Source organism: Streptomyces sp. NPDC051173 (genome assembly GCF_040689515.1).
Taxonomy (GTDB): domain Bacteria; phylum Actinomycetota; class Actinomycetes; order Streptomycetales; family Streptomycetaceae; genus Streptomyces.
On sequence record NZ_JBFBBD010000002.1, the window covers coordinates 1 to 17709 of the forward strand.

Sequence of the window (17709 nt, forward strand, 5' to 3'; positions counted from 1 at the left end):
GCCACCTCCACCTCACCGCCCTCAACAGCTGAGTGCGAGCACGCCTACAAGCAGCACCGAAGTCAACCCCCGAAGGATTTACGACGCAGACCACTAAGCGGCGGACCGGGATCACCAGATCACTCCCCCGAACTCCTCCCGCAGCCGCTCGGGGTACGGACCTTACTCGCCTATCGGCAAGTAAGGCTCAATGAACTCCCGACTTTTGCCCGTGAGTTGCCCAGGTGTCACACCCAGCTTCCTACCGGGTACCGCCCCTGCACGGGACCAGAGCGCGAGATTGATCACGCCCCCACACAGGCCCCTCGAGCGGGCCCACGCCGTACCGCCGGCTCATTCGTCGTCGACTTCCGCCGAGCTCTGGGCGTCTCGCCCCGGCCGTAGTTGTCCTGTGGCCTTCCTTGCAGTCCTCCGCTTTGCGATCACGGCCGCCAGTTCGACGAGCGGGACCACGAGGGCCAGGAGGCCCCCTGCCTCCTGGGCCAGATCCGACCAATGCATCGAAGAGCCCCTGACTTTGTGCGAGGGGTGGATGTTGACCGCTCCAGAGTTCAGCGGTTGGGAGTATCCGGCTATGAAACCGGACAAGATGGGATGTGGCAGCTCGTCTGCGCCCGCCTGACCAGCGAAGTCACAGAGAAGGAGGCCTGTGCATGGGTCATCCACCGGATGTCCGGGGAGCTGATCCGTCCAGGGTGACGACTCCACTACAGCTGGCCAAGTGCCTCGAGGGGCTACGAAGGCGCGTGAACCTGACGTTCGTAGCGATGGAGAGGCGGGCCAATGACCTTCCGCGGCGCCCGGGTGGGCGGCGATACAAGCACGTGTCGAAGACCTCGTTCCATTGCTACGCCACCGGCAGACAACTTCCCTCCCAGGAAAGCCTCCTGACCTACCTGGTCGTGTGCGAGGTCTCCCAGGCCGACATCCCCCTGTGGCTGGCCGCTCTCCAGCGGGCACGAACCGCAGACCTTTCCATGCCCCCGGACGCCATCAGGGTCCGCGACGCCTCGCCGCGCCGGCTCGGGGTGCGCGCCGCGATCGAGGTCAAGGGGACCTCCGGCGAGCTCCCCGCCTACATCCGGCGCGATGTGGACTGTGACCTTCGCAGGGCTCTGGCAATCGCTGCGGAGGACGGCGGCTTCCTGCTCCTCAACGGCCAGTCCTGCGCGGGGAAGACCCGCACGCTCTACGAGGCTGTCCTGGCCGTGCTGCCGGACTGGTGGCTGATTCATCCGGGGAGCACCGAAACGATCCGTGATCTGGCAGCGGCACCGACGTCCAAGACCGTGCTGTGGCTGGACGAGCTGCAGGGCCATCTCGGCCCTGCGAGCGGTTTGTCAGAGGGCACGCTCCGGACCTTGCTCCACGCCGGCATGGTGATCGTGGGGACCATCTGGACGACTGAGTATCAGGCTCGCGTCGTCGCTCCTCGTCGCGTGTGGGACAGCCGGCAGGATGAGGATCGCAGGCTGCTGGAACTGGCCCAGGTGTTCGATGTCGCCGATGCGTTCACTGCTGCCGAGAACGCCCGCGCCCAGCAGTGTGCTCGGGAGGACCGGCGGGTACGTGTGGCGCTCGACAGTTCGGACACGGGGTTCACGCAGGTCCTCGCAGCGGCGCCCGATCTGGTCCGCCACTGGGAGTTGGCGCCGGACCCGTATGCGAAGCACATCATCACCGCGGCGGTCGACGCTCGCCGTCTGGGAGTCCACAGCCCCGTCTCGGACGACTTCCTGCACGCAGCCGTGCGTGGGTACCTGAAAGGTCATGGGGGCGTCGCACCGCGTGACTGGTTCCACAGGTCCATCGAGTACGCCGTAGCCCCGTTGCGTGGAGTCGCCCAGGCCCTGACGCCCTGCGCGGACGGAAACATGGAAATCTGTACCGGTTACATCGCCGCCGACTATCTCCTCCAGTGGGCGCGCGGCGCCCGACGCACAGTCTGTCCGGAAGACCAGGTGTGGAGGGCTCTGATCGAGCACTGCCACGAGCCGGATGATCTTGAGCGCCTTGCGCGGTCGGCCGAGCTGCGGATGCGGTACAGCCACGCCGCTGCCTGCTACGAACGTCTTCCCGTCGTCTGCGGCGACTGGTCCGCCACCGAGGCCCTGGCCGAAATGTTGATCAGGCAGGGCCGGATCGACGACGCCGTCGAGGTGCTGCGCCCGGCGGTGAGCGCGGACTGGTATCCCGCCAGGTCACGGGTCACGACCCGGTGGGCTGGGCTGATGGACGGACAGGGGCGGACAGAGGAAGCGATCGAGATCCTCCACGAAGGTGCCGAGACCGAGGTGCTGACGAGGCTGCTGGTGCGAGTGGGACGCTCTGACGAGGCCGTCGCGGTCGCACGGCGATGGGCGGACGGGAGAAACCGCCTTGCCGACGCGCACCTGGCAGACCTGCTGGCGGAACTCGGTGACGTCGAGGCGCTCCGGGTCCGGGCCGCGACCGGCAATGTGAACTCCATCGGAAGACTGGCCAACCTGCTGGCTCGCCGCGGCCGACGCGACGAAGCGATCGGTCTCTTCATGCCGTACATCAACACCGAGCGGGGGGCCGCCGACCGGGTGGTCGAACTGCTGGCGGAGGACGGACGCGTCGATGAGGCCGTGGCCGTGCTTCGCCCCTTCGTGGAAACCGGATACAGCCGGGCGAACGAGATGCTGGCCGAGATCCTTCTCGCGCACGGCCGACGGGACGAGGCTGTCGACCACCTGCGAACTGCGGCCGCTCGCGATTCGAACCTGCACGAGTTCTGGGCGGAGCAATGTCCGGTGGGCGAACTGGCCGCCCTCGCGGAGACGGGCATGTGGCCCGCGATCGCCCGCTGGACGGAGCTTCTCGCCGAGCAGGGACACCTGGACCAAGCCCTGGCAATCGTGAAACCCATCGCCGGCAACGGGGACGTGCGTGCCGCAAGGCACCTGACGGAGTTGCTCGCCGGCAACGGACGTCTGGGAGAAGCCCTCGACAGGTTGAGGGACGCCATCGCCTCCGGGAAGCCGCCCTACACTCACGGGGCCCCTGAGCAGTTGACCCGCATCCTCTTCTCACACGGTCTCGTCGACGAGTTGCGAGAGGAAGTCAATGCCGGCACCCATGGCGCGGCCGAACTGCTGTGTCAACTCACCAACACGGGAACAGTTGCGGACCGGGACAGGAGCGTCACCAAAGAGAGGGAAGGAAAAGGGCGCTACTTGGGATTGATTCTTCCCGAGTACGGCGTGTGCTGACGGGGCAGGGGCTGAGCAGGGCAAAGACACGGCACCGCACACGACGGCAGGCCCTCGAACCCGCGCGAGAGAGCGGGTCCGCTGCCGGGTGAACCACGAGAAACGGCCCACAGCGGTCAGGGCGTACGGGAGCCGCTCCCCATACGCCACCCAGCGCTTCCCGCAGTTGAAGGTGGAGACCGAGGTCGTCCCCGGAGATCCTGTGCCGGCACTGCTGGACGCCTCGCGGGAAGCCTTCATGGTCGTGGTGGGATGGGCCGGGAGCGACCCTCCGGTCCCGTTGCCGTCCGCTTCGGTGGGTCCGGAGGTCGCGGCCCGCGCGTGCTGCCCGGTCGTCGTGGTGCGAGGCCGGCTCGACGCCATCCGGGGCCGGGCGCACCGGGTCACCGTGAGGCACTCCTTGTGTCCGGTCTCGGTCGTGCCGCGTTCCTGAAGCGTGGGTGCCCCGGCCGGGGCACCCACGCCGTCCGTCCTCAGAACTGCGGTCCCACCACGGGAGGTACGGGGATCCTCGGCCTGGTGACGGGCTCTTCGAGCCGCAGCTCGACGTTCACGACGCCCTCCACGGCCCGTACGAGCCGTGTCACGACCGGCAGCATCGCCGGGTCGGGAAGCCTTCCGGACAGGGTGACGACTCCCTCGGCCACGACGACCTCGACGCTGGGCTCCCTGTTGCGGAAAAGATGCGCGACGACCTCGTCACGCACCTCGTGCGCGATGTCCGCGTCGTCACGGAGGTAGACCTTGAGCAGGTCGCCGCGGCTGACGATGCCCGTCAGTCTGCCTTCCCCGTCCACGACGGGGAGCCGCTTGACGCCCTTGCGGGCCATGGCGCGGGCGGCCTCGGCGAGTGTCGCGTGGCCGTGGATGGTCACCGCGGGAGTGGTCATCAGTTCCTCGGCCGTCCCGGCCCGGGCTTTGACCAGCTCGTCCAGGTGGCGCAGTTGCGCGACCGGGAGGGCTCGTGGTCCCGGTACTCCTCCTTGGGCAGCAGGTCGGCCTGGGACACCACCCCGACGACACGGCTTTCGCCCTCTATGACAGGCACGGCGCTGACCTTCCACTGCGCCAGCGTCTTCGCGATCTCCTTGAACACGGCGCCACGGCCGACCGCGACGACCGTCTGTGTCATCACATCACTGACCGTGCGCGGGATGTCGTTCATCCGGGTCTCCTTGTCCAGTTGTGACGATCACCGATGGATCCGTCGCCGGCGGACGCCGCGTCCGGGCCCAACGCGCTCAGTCCTCCGGGACCACCGCGACGGGGCAGGCCGCGTGGTGCGCGCAGGCGTGGGCGACGGGGCCGAGGCGTGGCGCCGGGGTCCGCCGGGGCCCACGGCGTCCGATCACCAGCAGACCGGCGCGCTTAGCCGCCCGTACGACTGCCCGCGCGGGGCTCTCCAGCCGGACGGTTTCGGTCACCCTCACCTCCGGGTGCTCGTCGCGCCACGGGCGCAGCGCTTCCGCCAGTTCCCGTCCGGCGTCCTGCGCGATGTCCCGGGACACGTCGGGGTCCACGCCCCAGGGGGTGTAGACCTGACCGGGGAGGGTCCGCGTGTGCAGGACGCGAAGAGGCGCTCCGCGCGCGGCCGCCGCGGCGAAGGCGAACTCCAGCAGGTTCCGGCAAGGGCCGTGGAGGCTGACAGCGGCCACGACTTCTCCGCCCCGCGGGGAGGGCACCCGTTCGCCGTCCGTGCCGGTGCGGACCAGGACCACCGGCCGCCCGGCCGTCCCGGCGACGCGCAGGCCGACGTCACCGAGGAAGAAGCTCCCCACGGTCCCCAGTCCGCGGGAGCCGAGCACGACCATGGACGAGTCCTCCGCGGCCCGCAGCAAGGCGGTCACCGGCGTCTCGGCGACCAGTTCCTCGACGACGGGAAGACGGGGGTAGCGCTGGTGGATCTCGGTCTCCGCGGTGTGCACGATGCGTTTGGCCCAGTAGTTCTGGTCGTTCCCGGCAAGGCTGCCCGGCGCGTCGGGGCTCAGCAGGACCCAGGCGTGCAGCAGGCACAGGTCCACCTGGCGCCGGTCCGCTTCCGCTGCCGCCCAGTGGGCCGCTGCCAGGCTCTCGGGGGAGCCGTCGAGTCCCGCCGTGATGGGTGCCGCCCCCATGGCGACCGCCTCCCTGTCTCTCATGACGACGCGGTCCGGGTCGGCACGTCGTCGTCGGTGTACGCGATGCGTTCGTGGACCGAGACCACTCCGTCCACGGAGCGGCAGAGCCGGACGATGACCGGGATCAGGCTCCTGGTCCTCACCCTCCCGGTGAGGACCACCTGTCCTTCGCTCACAGCGACGAGCACTGCGGACCGGGCCAGGCCCAGGGTGTGTCCGAGCAGTTCCTGTTCGATCTCCTCGCGGATGGACCGATCGCCGCGCAGGAAGACACGCAGCAGGTCACGACGGCTGACGATGCCCATCAGCCGGTCGGACTCGTCCACCACGGGCAGCCGTTTGACGTTCTGGACGGCCATGAGGCGGGCCGCCTCGACGACGCTCCACTCGGGCCGCGCGCACACGGCGGGTGCCGACATCAGCTCTTCCGCGCGGGCGCCCTCGGCCTTGGCGCGCTCCCACGCCTCCACGTTCGGGAGCGGAATCCGGCCGAAGGGGTCGGGCTGGTCGGCGCATCTGCGCATCAGGTCCGCCTCGGAGACGACCCCCGTCACCCGCCCGTCGGCGTCGACGACGGGTACAGCCGTGACCCCGCCCTCCGCGAGTTCCTTCACGATCTCCTTGAAGGGTGTCTGCGGGCGTACCCGGATGACGTTCCGGGTCATGAGTTCATCGACCGTTCGGTGCCGCATGTCCCCACTCCTTCCCGGGCCCCCGGCCGGACGCCGGAAGGGAGTCCCGGTAGCGGTTGCCTCTCCGTGCCTCCAGCGTGCCGAGCCCGCGGCCTGTCGCGCCTGAGCCGTTCGGGTCTGCGTCGGGGACACCCGGCCCATCTCGCGGCCGGGCGCCGGCCGACGACCATGGAAGACCATGGAAGAGGGGCACTCGGGCGGACCTGCCGCTCCTGGCAGGGGACCCGGCAGCACAGGTGGCGGCGCTACCCGACGAGCCGGGTCGGCGGCGTCCTCGAGGACCTGGCGGCCGACCGTGTCACCGGGGCCGCCGTGCTCGTCGCGGACCGAACCGATGGGCAGGCCGAAGCCCCATGGGTCCGTTCGGCCCATGGCACGGCGGCCCGGACGTGAACGATGATCGAAGCAGCACGATCGTGTGCGGACCGTCGACAGGGAGCCGGTTGTGGACCAGTCAAAGACGTTCTCCCAGGAGCGGCCGATCAGGGTCTTCCTCCTGGACGACCACGAGGTCGTCCGGCGGGGCATTCACGACCTGCTGGACGCCGAGGACGACATCACCGTCGTCGGCGAGGCGGGCACCATCGACCACGCGCTCGCCCGGGGGCCGGCCCTGCGCCCCGACGTCGCCGTGCTGGACGTCCGGCTGCCGGACGGTGACGGCATCACCGTCTGCCGGGAGCTGCGCTCCCGCATGCCGGGCCTCGCGTGCCTGATGCTCACCTCGTTCGACGACGACGCCCTGCTGGACGCGATCATGGCCGGGGCCGCCGGCTACGTCCTGAAACAGATCAAGGGATCCGACCTCGTCGCCGCCATCCGTACGGTCGCCTCCGGCCAGTCCATGCTGGACCCGGCCACCACGACCCGTCTGATGAGCAACCTGCGCGGGGAACAGGAGGACAGCGAGCCCGAGGACGCGCGGCTGGCCGACCTGTCGCCCCGCGAACACGAGATCCTGACTCTCATCGGCGACGGGCTCACCAACCGCCAGATCGGCAGGCAGCTCTTCCTGTCGGAGAAGACCGTCAAGAACCACATCTCACGCCTGCTCGCCAAACTCGGCGTCGAGCGCCGTATCCAGGCGGCCGTACTCGCCACCCAGGCGGCCAGGGCCGGCGGCGCGGCCGAACAGCACAAGGACCACCGCGAACAGCCCGGCCGTCACCACTGACCCGGGCCTCGCGACGACGACCACGAGCGATGTCCTCGCCCGACTGATGACCTTCGGCAACGTCCTGATCAGCTCCCGGGCCGGATCCCGGCCGCTATCGGCTACGCGGCCAGCGGGATCCGCCAGGTGAGGACCGTGCCGCCACCGTCCGGTGTGGCGAGCTCCAGGCGACCGCCGTGCTGTTCGGCGCGCTCGGCGAGGTTGCGCAGACCGCTGCGGTGCCCTTCGGCCGGAATGCCGACGCCGTTGTCGGTGACGGTGAGCACCAGCTCCCGGCCGTCGTTGACCACGGCCACGTCCACGGAGCCGGCGTGGGCGTGCCGGGCGACGTTGGCCAGGGCCTCCCCCAGAACCGCGACCACGTCGTCGACGGCCGCGCGCGGCACCTGGGTGTCGAGCAGGCCCTCCATCCGCAGGCTCGGGGCGAAGCCGAGGGGCGAGGCCGCTTCGCCCACCGCCTGGACCACCCGGGTGCGCAGCCCGTGCCGGGACGCGGTGTCCCGGGAACGCAGTCCGAAGATCGTGGACCTGATGATCTTGACGGTCTCGTCCAGGTCGTCGATCGCCCGTCTGACCCGTTCCGACGCCTCGGCACGGTCGATGAAACGGTCGGCGCTCTGCAGTGTCATCCCCGTGGCGAAGAGCCGCTGGATGGCGAGGTCGTGCAGGTCGCGGGCGATGCGGTCACGGTCCTGGAGCAGGGCCAGCTGCTCGGCGTCCGCGCGCCGCTCCGCCAGTTCCATGGCCACCGCCGCCTGCCCGGCGAAGGCGAGCAGCGGTTCGGCCTCCTCCTGCGAGAATTCCGGTCGTCCGCTGTCGCGCACCAGGAAGAGCACCCCGCGTACCGCGTCCCCCGACTTGATGGGGACCGCCACCGCGGGACCGAGCCCGGTGAGCTGCCGGGAAGCCGCGGTCATCCGCGGATCCTCACCGACGTCACGGCTGTGGACCGGCTCGCCCGCCCCGTAGGCCACTCGCACCAGTGAGCCTTCGACCGGCAGCACCAGGCCCCGCAGCTCGTCGGCCCGTGTGCCGAGAGCGACCTCGACGGTCAGCGCGGCCCCCTCCGCCACCGGCACGGAGAACGTCGCCAGCTCGGCCCCGGTGATCTCCTTGGCCAGCTCGGCGATCAGGACCGTGACGTCGGTTCCGGGGCTGCCGGACATCAGGTCCGTGGTCACCTGCGCGCTCGCCCGCAGCCAGCGTTCGCGCCGCGTGGACTCCTCGTACAGCCGGGCGTTGTCGATCGCGACGCCGGCGGCGACGGCGAGGGTGGAGAGCACCGCCTCGTCCTCGTCCTCGAAGTCCGCGCCGCCGCGCTTCTCGGTCAGGTACAGGTTGCCGAAGACCTGGTCGCGTACCCGGATCGGCACACCCATGAAGCTGTGCATCGGCGGGTGGCCGGGCGGGAAGCCGTACGAGGCCGGGTGCTCGGAGAGCTTGGCCAGGCGCAGCGGTTCCGGGTGGCGGATCAGTTCCCCGAGAATCCCGTGTCCGGAGGGGAACGGCCCGATCGCCCTGATCTGCTCCTCGGTCAGGCCGACCGTGAGGAACTGCGACAGCGTGCGCCCGTCGGGACCGATCACGCCCAGGGCTCCGTACTGGGCGTCCACCAGCAGCACGGCCGCCTCGATGATCCGCCGCAGCACCTGCTCCAGGTCCAGCTCGCGCCCTACCGAGAGCACCGCCTCCAGCAGGCTGTGCACCCGGTCCCTGGTGCCACGCGCCGCGTCCAGCCGCGCCTGGAGCTCCTCCAACAGCTCGTCCAGCCGAAGCTGCGGCAGCCTCACCGGCTCTTCCCCGGCCTTCTCCAACGCGCCTCCTCGGAGCAGCGCCCTGAACGGACGGTGTCTTCCCACCCCCGCCCGGAACCCACAGTACCGAGCCGCATCCTGTGAGCGGAATGTCCGTGCACGGCTCGTAAACGCTGGCACCGGAGCCACCGGGGCCGTCTGGGCGCCTTCGGCGGAGACCCGAACCGGCGATCCGCGGCTCCCGCGTCCGCACGGGCGGATTCCCGTCCCACATCGACTGATGCGCAGGTCGGTCCACCGCTCGGTGCGGACGAACCCGGTGGCTTCGTACAGTTGGGCGGCTGGGTTCCCGGTGGTGACCGAGAGGCCGGGCGCGAGCAGGTGTGCTTCAGCGGACAGCCACAGGACGTGGCGCAGCAGCAGTGAGCCGGTGCCGCGGTAGGCGGGTTCCGTGACGCCGTCCACTGGCGCCCTCGACCGGGATGTGACGGACGAGCCTCGGCCGACACCCTGACACCCCGTCAACGCGTCGGCTCCCGGCTGACATAAGACACGCCGCAGGCCGCCTGAGACCGCCAGGAAGCGCCAGCATCACCGAGCCGATCCGAGCGCTCCCGGACTCGACCAGACACCCGGAACACCCCTTCTGCTCCTTCCCGGGTGGCGCAGCCACCATTGTGGCAACGCGACAACGGCAAGACATGACACACCACACCCGTTCCCACCGCGCACCCAGCCGCCCTCGAGGACCCCGTGCGACGATGACCGGGCGATGCCCGGCCCCCCGACGGGAAGATCTTCATACCCCTCGACGTTGACGCCTCGCACCAGCCTTCCGACGCACGTGACAGGAGTGGACCACCGCAATGCCCAGCACTTCCACCCCCAAGGCCACCGCACAGATCGGCGTCACCGGACTCGCCGTCATGGGCAGCAACCTCGCCCGCAACTTCGCCCGTCACGGGCACACGGTCGCCGTCCACAACCGCACAACCGCCAAGACCACGGCACTCATCAAGGAACACGGCCACGAAGGCACCTTCGTCCCCGCCGAGACCGCCGAGGAATTCGTCGCCGCCCTCGAAAAGCCCCGCCGCATCGTCATCATGGTCAAAGCCGGCGACCCCACCGACGCCGTCATCGACGAGTTCGCACCCCTCCTCGACGAGGGCGACATGATCATCGACGGCGGCAACGCGCACTTCCACGACACCCTCCGCCGCGAGAAGGCGCTCCGCGCCAAGGGCATCCACTTCGTCGGCACCGGCATCAGCGGCGGCGAGGAAGGCGCCCTCAACGGGCCCGCCATCATGCCCGGCGGATCCACCGAATCCTACAAAGCCCTCGGCCCGCTCCTGGAGTCCATCGCCGCCAAGGCCCCCGACGGCAGCCCCTGTTGCACCCACATCGGGCCCGACGCCGCCGGACACTTCGTCAAGATGGTGCACAACGGCATCGAGTACGCCGACATGCAGCTCATCGCGGAGGCGTACGGCCTGCTCCGCAACGTCGCCGGTTACGAGCCCGCCCGGATCGCGGAGACGTTCCGCACCTGGAACACCGGCCGCCTGGACTCGTACCTCATCGAGATCACCGCCGAGGTGCTCGCCCACACCGACGCCGCCACCGGGCAGCCCTTCGTGGACGTGGTGGCCGACGAGGCCGAGCAGAAGGGCACCGGCCGGTGGACGGTGCAGACGGCGCTGGACCTCGGGATCCCGGTGTCGGGCATCGCGGAGGCGGTCTTCGCCCGTTCCGTGTCCGGGCACGGCGATCTGCGCCGGGCCGCGCGCGGACTGCCCGGGCCGGGGCGCGAGACCCTCTCCCCCGCCGAGGCCGAGGAGTTCGCGGCACGGGTCGAGGAGGCGCTGTACGCGTCGAAGGTCGTCTCGTACGCCCAGGGCTGGAACATGATCAGCGCGGCGAGCGCCGAGTACGGCTGGGACATCGACCTCGGCGCGGTGGCCGCCATCTGGCGGGGCGGATGCATCATCAGGGCCGCGTTCCTGGACCGGATCCGCAGCGCGTTCGCGGCAGACCCGGGGCTGCCGACCCTGCTGGCCGACAAGGGGTTCGCGGGCGAGGTCGGCCGGGCCCAGGACGCCTGGCGCTCGGTCGTCGCGACCGCGGTCGGCCGCGGGGTGCCCACCCCCGGCTTCTCCGCCGCGCTCGCGTACTACGACGCCCTGCGCGCGGAGCGCCTGCCGGCCGCGCTGACCCAGGGTCAGCGCGACTTCTTCGGCGCCCACACCTACCGGCGCACGGACCGCGAGGGGTCGTTCCACACGCTGTGGTCCGCAGGCCGCGGCGAGGAGCGCACGGCCTGAGGAAAGGCCGCGTGACCAGCGGAGGGCCAACGGCCCCGGGCCACCGGGAGGGTGGCCCGGGGCCGTCCGGTCCGATAAGAGTGTCCCGACCTGCCACTTCTGTCCTGACCTGCGTCTTTGCAGGTCAGAAAGGGGTTGCGGGGACCTTGGCATAGACCCGGCCAGGGGCGTGGGCTTAACTTATGGGCTATGACCTCCCCCCGCAGCACCTACGGTGGCGGCTACTACGCCTCGCCGTCGTTCCCGGACACCCCCATCTACGACAGCCTCGTCGCCGAGCGGGGCACCCCGCAGATCGCGCCCATCCGGGTGTCGTCGCCGTACGACGGCGGCAGCCAGCTGCCCGCCCTCCCCGCGCTGCCGTCGGGGCCGTCCACGGCGCCGGCCCCGCAGTCGCCGCAGACCGGCCACGCCGGGCAGGCCCCGCAGTACGGGTACCAGTCGCCCGCGCCGCAGCCCTCGGGCCTCCAGCAGGCGCCCGCGCCCTACATCCCGCAGCAGGTGGCGCCGCGCGGCTATCCGGGCCCGCAGCAGTACCAGCAGCGGCCCGCGGCGGCTTCGGCCGGTCCCGCCGGGTACGAGGCGATGCGCCCCGTGGCGCCCCGCCCGGCCCCCGCGCCGTACGACGAGCAGTACAACAACCGCCAGTATCCGAATCAGGGTGGTTACTGACCGGACTTCCGATACGGGCGGGACCGACCGGGGGGCTTCGGTCAACCGCCCGGCCCGGATGGCAAGATGGCCGCATGTCCACGCCATTGCTGACCGCGGTTCACTTCTATCCCGTCAAGTCGCTGACGGGCCGTGCCGTCCGTGAGGCGGCCGTGGAGCCGTGGGGGCTCGCCGGGGACCGCCGCTGGATGCTGGCCGACGACAGCGGTCACATGATCACCCAACGGCAGCAGCCGAGGGTGGCGTTGGCCGCCGCCGAGCCGCTGCCGGGCGGCGGGGTCCGGCTCAGCGCCCCGGGCCGCGCGCCGCTGGACGTCGCCGTGCCCGATCCCGCGGAGCGCGGCACGGTCACGGTGCAGCTGTTCCGGGACAAGGTCGAGGGGGTTCCCGCCGGGGACGCCGCGGACGCGTGGCTCAGCGCGTACCTCGGCGCCCCGGCGCGGCTGCTGCACATGGACGACCCGGCGACGCGCCGCCTGATCGACCCCGACTACGCGGAGCCCGGCGAGACCGTGAGCTTCGCCGACGGCTATCCGCTGCTCGCCACCACCCTCGCCTCGCTCGACGCCCTCAACGCCCTGATCTCCCAGGGCGACCACCCGGACGAGGGCCCGCTGCCCATGAACCGCTTCCGGCCGAACCTGGTCGTCGGCGACACCGCGCCCTGGGCCGAGGACGACTGGCGGCGCGTGCGCGTCGGCGAGGTCACCTTCCGCGCCGTGAAGCTGTGCGGGCGGTGCATCGTGACCACCACCGACCAGCACACGGCGGAGCGCGGCAAGGAGCCGCTGCGGACGCTCGCGCGGCACCACCGGATAGACAAGTCGCTGGTGTTCGGGACGAACCTCATCCCGGAGCACACCGGAGTGGTGCGCGTCGGTGACGACGTGGAGATCCTCGACTGAGCAGGCCGCGCCGTTCCGCCGGGGGCGCGCGCTCCGCACGCCACCCGTCAACGCGCCGCCAGGAAGGGCCTCCGGAGGGGGTGATTTTGCTCTCTCCGCCGCCTTCCTCCGCATGCGATGCCCTGTGTGAGGTATTTACGGACGCGGAAGGGGGTGAGCGCTGTGCGCGCGACGATCTTCGCCCGGCGGTGGCGGCTCAATCCGCTGCGCCGCCGTACCGATGTCCTCGAAGCGTGGGTGGGGGCGGTCGCGGTGGTGCTGATGCTGCTGGCCGGATCGGCCGTCGGCTGGGTGACGGGTTCGCTCGCCCACCAGGCGCTGCGGCAGACCGTTCGTGAACAGCGGCTGCACCGGCACCTGGTGACCGCCACGGCCCTGCGCAATCTTCCGGTCAGGGCCACCGCGACCGACCGTGAGACGGCCGCCGGCCGCGAGGGGCACCACCGGGTGGTCGCCCGGTGGCCGTCCCCGGACGGCCGCCGCCAGTTCTCCGGCGTGGTCGCCGTCCTGCAACAGACCCGCGCGGGGCACCGGTTCCCGCTGTGGACGGACGACCGCGGCCGGATCGCGGGCCGCCCCATGGACGACGGCACGGCCGCCGTCCACGCGGTGCTCGCCGGCGTCGGCGCGGCCGCCGGGGCGGCGGGCCTGGTGGAGGCCGGCCGCCGGCTGGTCGTATGGCGGATCGTGCAGCGGCGGTACGCCCAGTGGGACCGCGCGTGGGAACAGGCCGGGCACACCTGGGGCCGGGCGGGCGCAGGCAGCTGACCGGTCAACTTCCATAGCCCACGCGCGCTACGGTGGTCCGGCCGGTACGCATCCGTCCCGGGTGAACAGAGCACGAGGTGGGGGCGCAGCAGCACCATGGCACAGGGCTCGGTCCAGGTGACGCACACCGGTACGGTGCGATGGCGGCGGCGCACCGGCGAATACGACTCCCTCGCATCGGCTCTGGAGGCGGCGGCGGACGGGGACGTGCTGTCCGTCGCACCGGGCACGTACCGGGAGAATCTGGTCGTGACCCGTTCGATCACGCTGCGCGGCAGCGAGGGTTCGCCGGGGGCCGTGCGGATCGCGCCGGCCGAGGGCGTGGCCCTGACCGTACGGTCCTCCGCGGCGCTGCTGGATCTGCACATCGAGGGTCAGGACGCGGCGGCGCCCGCGCTGTTGGTCGAGGACGGTGCGCCGGAGCTGGCGGACCTGCGGATCGTGACGCGTTCGGCGGCCGGGATCGAGGTGCGCGGCGGCTCGCGGCCGACGGTGCGCCGGTGCACGGTGGAGAATCCGGGCGGGGTCGGCATCAGTGTGCTGGACGGCGCGACCGGTGTCTTCGAGGAGTGCGAGGTCGTGGCGGCGGGCCGGTCGGGCGTGACGGTGAGCGGGGGCGCGCATCCGCGTCTGGAGCGCTGCCGGGTGCATCATGCCTCGGGTGCGGGGCTGTCGCTGTCGGGCGAGGGCAGCGCGCTGGAAGCGGCCGGCTGCGAGGTGTACGAGATCCGTGGCGCGGGCGTGCAGGTGGCGTCGCGCGCGGCCGGTTACCTGACCGACTGCCAGGTGCACCGGACGTCCGGTGACGGCGTGACCCTGGACACCGATGCCGTGCTGACGCTGGTGGACTGCGACATCCACGACGTGCCGGAGAACGGCGTGGACCTGCGGTCCCGGTCGGTGCTGTCGATGACGCGCACCGCGGTGCGCAAGTTCGGGCGCAACGGTCTGTCCGTGTGGGATCCGGGGACGCGGGTGGACGCGGACCGGTGCGACATCCACGACAGCACGGGTGACTATCCGGCGGTGTGGGTCAGTGACGGGGCGAGTGCCGTGCTCGGCTCCTGCCGGGTGCGCGATGTGCCGGACGCGCTGTTCGTGCTGGACCGCGGGTCGCGGGTGGACGTGGTCGACAGCGACCTCGCGCAGGTCCGTAACACCGCGGTGTCGGTGAGCGACGGCGCGACCGCGCAGCTGGACGACTGCCGGATCCGGGCGGCGGCCACGGGTGCCTGGTTCCGGGACCACGGGAGCGGGGGTTCGCTGGCCGGGTGCACCATCGACGCGACGGCCACCGGGGTCATCGTCACCAAGGGCGCGGATCCGGTCATCGAGCGGTGCACGGTGAGTTCGCCGGTGGAGGCGGGCTTCTACGTGTCGGCGGGCGGCCGGGGTTCCTTCCACGACTGCCGGGTGACGGGGAGCAGCGGGTACGGCTTCCACGTCATCGACGGCTGCCGCACGACGCTGACGCGCTGCCGTACGGAGCGGTGCGCGCGCGGTGGTTACGAGTTCGCCGAGGAAGGCACGGTCAGCGAGGGCTGCACGAGCGACGAGAGCACGGCGTTCACGCTGGGGGCGTCCTCGGCGGGGTCGTTGCGGACGGCCGGTGTCCCGGTCGTGGAGCGGACCGTTCCGCTGGTGTCGGTGCCGCCGGTCGCGGTGCCGGTCCAGCGGGTGCCCGAGGGCGCGGCGCCCTCCCCGGTGGCGGACGGCCGTCCCGCGGCGACGGTGCTGGGTGAACTGGACGCGCTGGTGGGCCTGGAGAGCGTCAAGCGGGAGGTGCGGGCGCTCACCGACATGATCGAGGTGGGGCGGCGCCGTCAGGAGGCGGGTCTGAAGGCCGCCTCCGTGCGCCGGCATCTGGTCTTCACCGGTTCCCCGGGTACGGGCAAGACCACGGTGGCCCGGCTCTACGGCGAGATCCTCGCGTCGCTGGGGGTGCTGGAGCGCGGTCATCTGGTGGAGGTGTCGCGCGTGGACCTGGTGGGCGAGCACATCGGTTCCACGGCGATCCGGACGCAGGAGGCGTTCGACCGGGCGCGTGGCGGGGTGCTGTTCATCGACGAGGCGTACGCGCTGTGCCCGGAGGACTCGGGGCGGGACTTCGGCCGCGAGGCGATCGACACCCTGGTGAAGCTGATGGAGGACCACCGCGACGCGGTGGTGGTGATCGTCGCGGGGTACACCGAGGAGATGCGGCGCTTTCTGACGGTCAACCCCGGGGTGGCATCGCGGTTCTCCCGCACGATCACCTTCGGGGACTACGCCCCGGAGGAGCTGCTGCGCATCGTGGAGCAGCAGGCGGAGGAGCACGAGTACCGGATCGGGGAGGGGGCCGCGGAGGCGCTGTTGGCGTATTTCACGGCGATCCCGAAGGGGCCGGCGTTCGGCAACGGCCGTACGGCGCGGCAGACGTTCGAGGCGATGGTCGAGCGGCACGCGGGCCGGGTGGCGCAGCTCGTCGATCCGAGCACCGACGAGCTGACGCTGCTGTATCCGGAGGACCTGCCGGCGCTGCCGTGAACGTGGGCGTGTGCCGGCGCCGATGGCCGGAGTGAGGCACGGGCGTTGTCACAGGTGCGTGGGAGGATGAACCTGCGGATTCGGCAGTGCTGAGCGGAGGGACCGGCCGGTGAGCGACAACCAGAATCTCCTGGCGGAACAGCGGCGTGCCCTGATTCTCGACGAGGTGCGGCGGCGTGGTGGTGTGCGGGTCAACGAGCTGACGCGCAAGCTCAATGTCTCGGACATGACGGTCCGCCGTGATCTGGACGCGCTGGCCCGGCAGGGTGCCGTGGAGAAGGTGCACGGTGGCGCGGTGCCGGTCGCCGAGGCGACGGCGCACGAGCCGGGCTTCGAGGCCAAGTCGGCGCTGGAGCTCATCGCCAAGGAGGACATCGCGCGGGCCGCGGCGAAGATGGCCGCGCACGGCAGTGCGATAGCCCTGGCCGGCGGGACGACGGTGTTCGCCCTGGCCCAGCAGTTGGTGGACGTCCCGGATCTGACGGTGGTGACGAACTCGGTGCGCGCGGCCGATGTGTTCCACAGTGCTCAGCGCACGATGACGGCCGCGGGGCCCTCGCCGCGTCCGGGAGCGGCGATGGTGGTGCTGACGGGCGGGGTGCGTACGCCGTCGGACACGCTGGTGGGGCCGGTGGCGGACGCGGCGATCCGCTCGCTGCACTTCGATGTGCTGTTCATCGGGGTGCACGGCATCTCCGTGGAGGCGGGGCTGTCGACGCCCAATCTCGCGGAGGCGGAGACGAACCGGCACTTCGTGCGGTCCGCCCGGCGGGTCGTGGTGGTGGCGGATCACACCAAGTGGGGGACGGTGGGCCTGAGTTCCTTCGCCGCTCTGGACGAGGTGGACGCGCTGGTCACGGACGCCGGGCTGCCGGCTGGGGCGCGCCGGGACATCGCGGAGCGGCTGCCGGAGCTGGTGGTGGCGGAGAGCTCGCGGGGCAACGCCGAGGGCTGAGGCGGCGCAGACATCCGAGGGCCCAGGGGCTAGGGTGTGCGGCGCCGTTGACCGGCCGATCCGATGGGGTGCACGATGGCGCGCAGACTCCGCCCTGTGGGGCTCGACTTCGTGGAGGCGGCACCGCTGCGGCTGGTGTTCGTCGCGCACATGGCGGCGGCGCCCGAGCGGGTTCATGCCGCGCTGGCGGAGGATGTGCCGGGCTGGGCGCGGTGGTTCCGTGCGGTGACGGCGGCCCGGCCGGTGGAGCGGGCCGACGGCAAGGGCCGGGAGATCCGGCTGCTGGGTGGCGCGCGCTTCCTGGAGACGGTCCTGGCCGAGGAGCCGTCCCGGCGCTACGCGTACCGCGTCGACGTCACGAACGCGCCGGGTGTGCGCGCCATGGCGGAGGACTGGCAGTTGCTCGCCGTCGGTACGGGCACGGTCGTCCGGTGGACGGTGGCGGTCGACGGCTCCGCGCCGGTGCGCCTGGCGGTCGCGCTGGCGAGGCCCGGCCTCGGGCACGCGTTCCGTGACGCGGTGCACTGCCTCGACCGGCGTCTCGCGGCGATGCACGGCCGGCCTTCCTGAACGCGGGTCCGGT

The 17709-nt window shown here is 71.4% G+C and carries 13 protein-coding genes and 1 pseudogene; 10 read left to right on the forward strand and 4 right to left on the reverse strand.

Translation table 11 applies throughout. The features are described 5' to 3' along the window. Positions 1-746: 746 nt before the first annotated feature. Both AB0435_RS01480 and AB0435_RS01485 read left to right on the forward strand, forming a co-directional pair. Complete coding sequence (locus AB0435_RS01480; RefSeq protein ID WP_366425912.1) at positions 747-3236, forward strand: hypothetical protein; 2490 nt, start codon at positions 747-749, stop codon at positions 3234-3236. An 88-nt stretch (positions 3237-3324) separates the two neighbouring features. Next, positions 3325-3669 carry a universal stress protein gene (locus tag AB0435_RS01485; RefSeq protein ID WP_366425913.1) on the forward strand — a complete coding sequence of 115 codons (345 nt, stop codon included), beginning with the start codon at positions 3325-3327 and terminating at the stop codon, positions 3667-3669. Positions 3670-3709: 40 nt separating this feature from the next. Here the strand turns inward: AB0435_RS01485 and AB0435_RS01490 are convergent. The 3 genes and pseudogenes from AB0435_RS01490 to AB0435_RS01500 form a co-directional block, all read right to left on the reverse strand. Beyond that, positions 3710-4401, reverse strand: a pseudogene (locus AB0435_RS01490) (CBS domain-containing protein). A gap of 76 nt (positions 4402-4477) precedes the next feature. Next, positions 4478-5374: a universal stress protein gene (locus AB0435_RS01495; RefSeq protein WP_366425914.1), complete on the reverse strand. Its 897-nt coding sequence runs from the start codon at positions 5372-5374 to the stop codon at positions 4478-4480. Continuing rightward, entirely contained in the window at positions 5371-6045 is a 675-nt protein-coding gene (locus AB0435_RS01500) for a CBS domain-containing protein (protein ID WP_366425915.1), read from the reverse strand. The genes AB0435_RS01495 and AB0435_RS01500 overlap by 4 nt, the downstream gene beginning before the upstream one ends. 445 nt (positions 6046-6490) lie before the next feature. Here AB0435_RS01500 and AB0435_RS01505 point away from each other — a divergent pair, with 445 nt between their 5' ends. Then, complete coding sequence (locus AB0435_RS01505) at positions 6491-7219, forward strand: response regulator transcription factor (protein WP_366425916.1); 729 nt, start codon at positions 6491-6493, stop codon at positions 7217-7219. A gap of 101 nt (positions 7220-7320) precedes the next feature. On the opposite strand, the gene AB0435_RS01510 is transcribed toward AB0435_RS01505, so the two are convergent. Further along, positions 7321-9033: a GAF domain-containing protein gene (locus AB0435_RS01510; RefSeq protein ID WP_366425917.1), complete on the reverse strand. Its 1713-nt coding sequence runs from the start codon at positions 9031-9033 to the stop codon at positions 7321-7323. A gap of 806 nt (positions 9034-9839) precedes the next feature. On the opposite strand from AB0435_RS01510, the gene gndA reads away from it, so the two are divergent. The 7 genes from gndA (at position 9840) to AB0435_RS01545 (ending at position 17696) form a co-directional block, all read left to right on the forward strand. After that, positions 9840-11300, forward strand: coding sequence for an NADP-dependent phosphogluconate dehydrogenase (gene gndA / locus AB0435_RS01515; protein ID WP_366006006.1), 1461 nt, complete (start codon positions 9840-9842; stop codon positions 11298-11300). A gap of 189 nt (positions 11301-11489) precedes the next feature. Continuing rightward, the gene (locus tag AB0435_RS01520; RefSeq protein ID WP_366425918.1) at positions 11490-11972 is read left to right on the forward strand and encodes a DUF6643 family protein; all 483 of its coding nucleotides are present in this window, start codon (positions 11490-11492) and stop codon (positions 11970-11972) included. Positions 11973-12046: 74 nt separating this feature from the next. Beyond that, a complete protein-coding gene (locus tag AB0435_RS01525) occupies positions 12047-12877 on the forward strand; it encodes an MOSC N-terminal beta barrel domain-containing protein (RefSeq protein ID WP_366006004.1) in 831 nt (276 codons plus the stop codon). 153 nt (positions 12878-13030) lie between these two features. Beyond that, a complete protein-coding gene (locus AB0435_RS01530) occupies positions 13031-13645 on the forward strand; it encodes a hypothetical protein (protein ID WP_366425919.1) in 615 nt (204 codons plus the stop codon). A 96-nt stretch (positions 13646-13741) separates the two neighbouring features. After that, a complete protein-coding gene (locus AB0435_RS01535) occupies positions 13742-16171 on the forward strand; it encodes a right-handed parallel beta-helix repeat-containing protein (protein ID WP_366425920.1) in 2430 nt (809 codons plus the stop codon). 109 nt (positions 16172-16280) lie between these two features. Beyond that, complete coding sequence (locus tag AB0435_RS01540; RefSeq protein WP_366425921.1) at positions 16281-17126, forward strand: DeoR/GlpR family DNA-binding transcription regulator; 846 nt, start codon at positions 16281-16283, stop codon at positions 17124-17126. 75 nt (positions 17127-17201) lie between these two features. Beyond that, complete coding sequence (locus AB0435_RS01545) at positions 17202-17696, forward strand: SRPBCC family protein (RefSeq protein WP_366006000.1); 495 nt, start codon at positions 17202-17204, stop codon at positions 17694-17696. Positions 17697-17709 lie beyond the last annotated feature (13 nt).

Coding starts and splice junctions, on each gene's coding strand:
- AB0435_RS01500 (WP_366425915.1), bottom strand. CDS start 6,045: ATGCGGCACCGAACGGTCGATGAACTCATGACCCGGAACGTCATCCGG.
- AB0435_RS01545 (WP_366006000.1), top strand. CDS start 17,202: ATGGCGCGCAGACTCCGCCCTGTGGGGCTCGACTTCGTGGAGGCGGCA.
- AB0435_RS01520 (WP_366425918.1), top strand. CDS start 11,490: ATGACCTCCCCCCGCAGCACCTACGGTGGCGGCTACTACGCCTCGCCG.
- AB0435_RS01525 (WP_366006004.1), top strand. CDS start 12,047: ATGTCCACGCCATTGCTGACCGCGGTTCACTTCTATCCCGTCAAGTCG.
- AB0435_RS01495 (WP_366425914.1), bottom strand. CDS start 5,374: ATGAGAGACAGGGAGGCGGTCGCCATGGGGGCGGCACCCATCACGGCG.
- AB0435_RS01535 (WP_366425920.1), top strand. CDS start 13,742: ATGGCACAGGGCTCGGTCCAGGTGACGCACACCGGTACGGTGCGATGG.
- gndA (WP_366006006.1), top strand. CDS start 9,840: ATGCCCAGCACTTCCACCCCCAAGGCCACCGCACAGATCGGCGTCACC.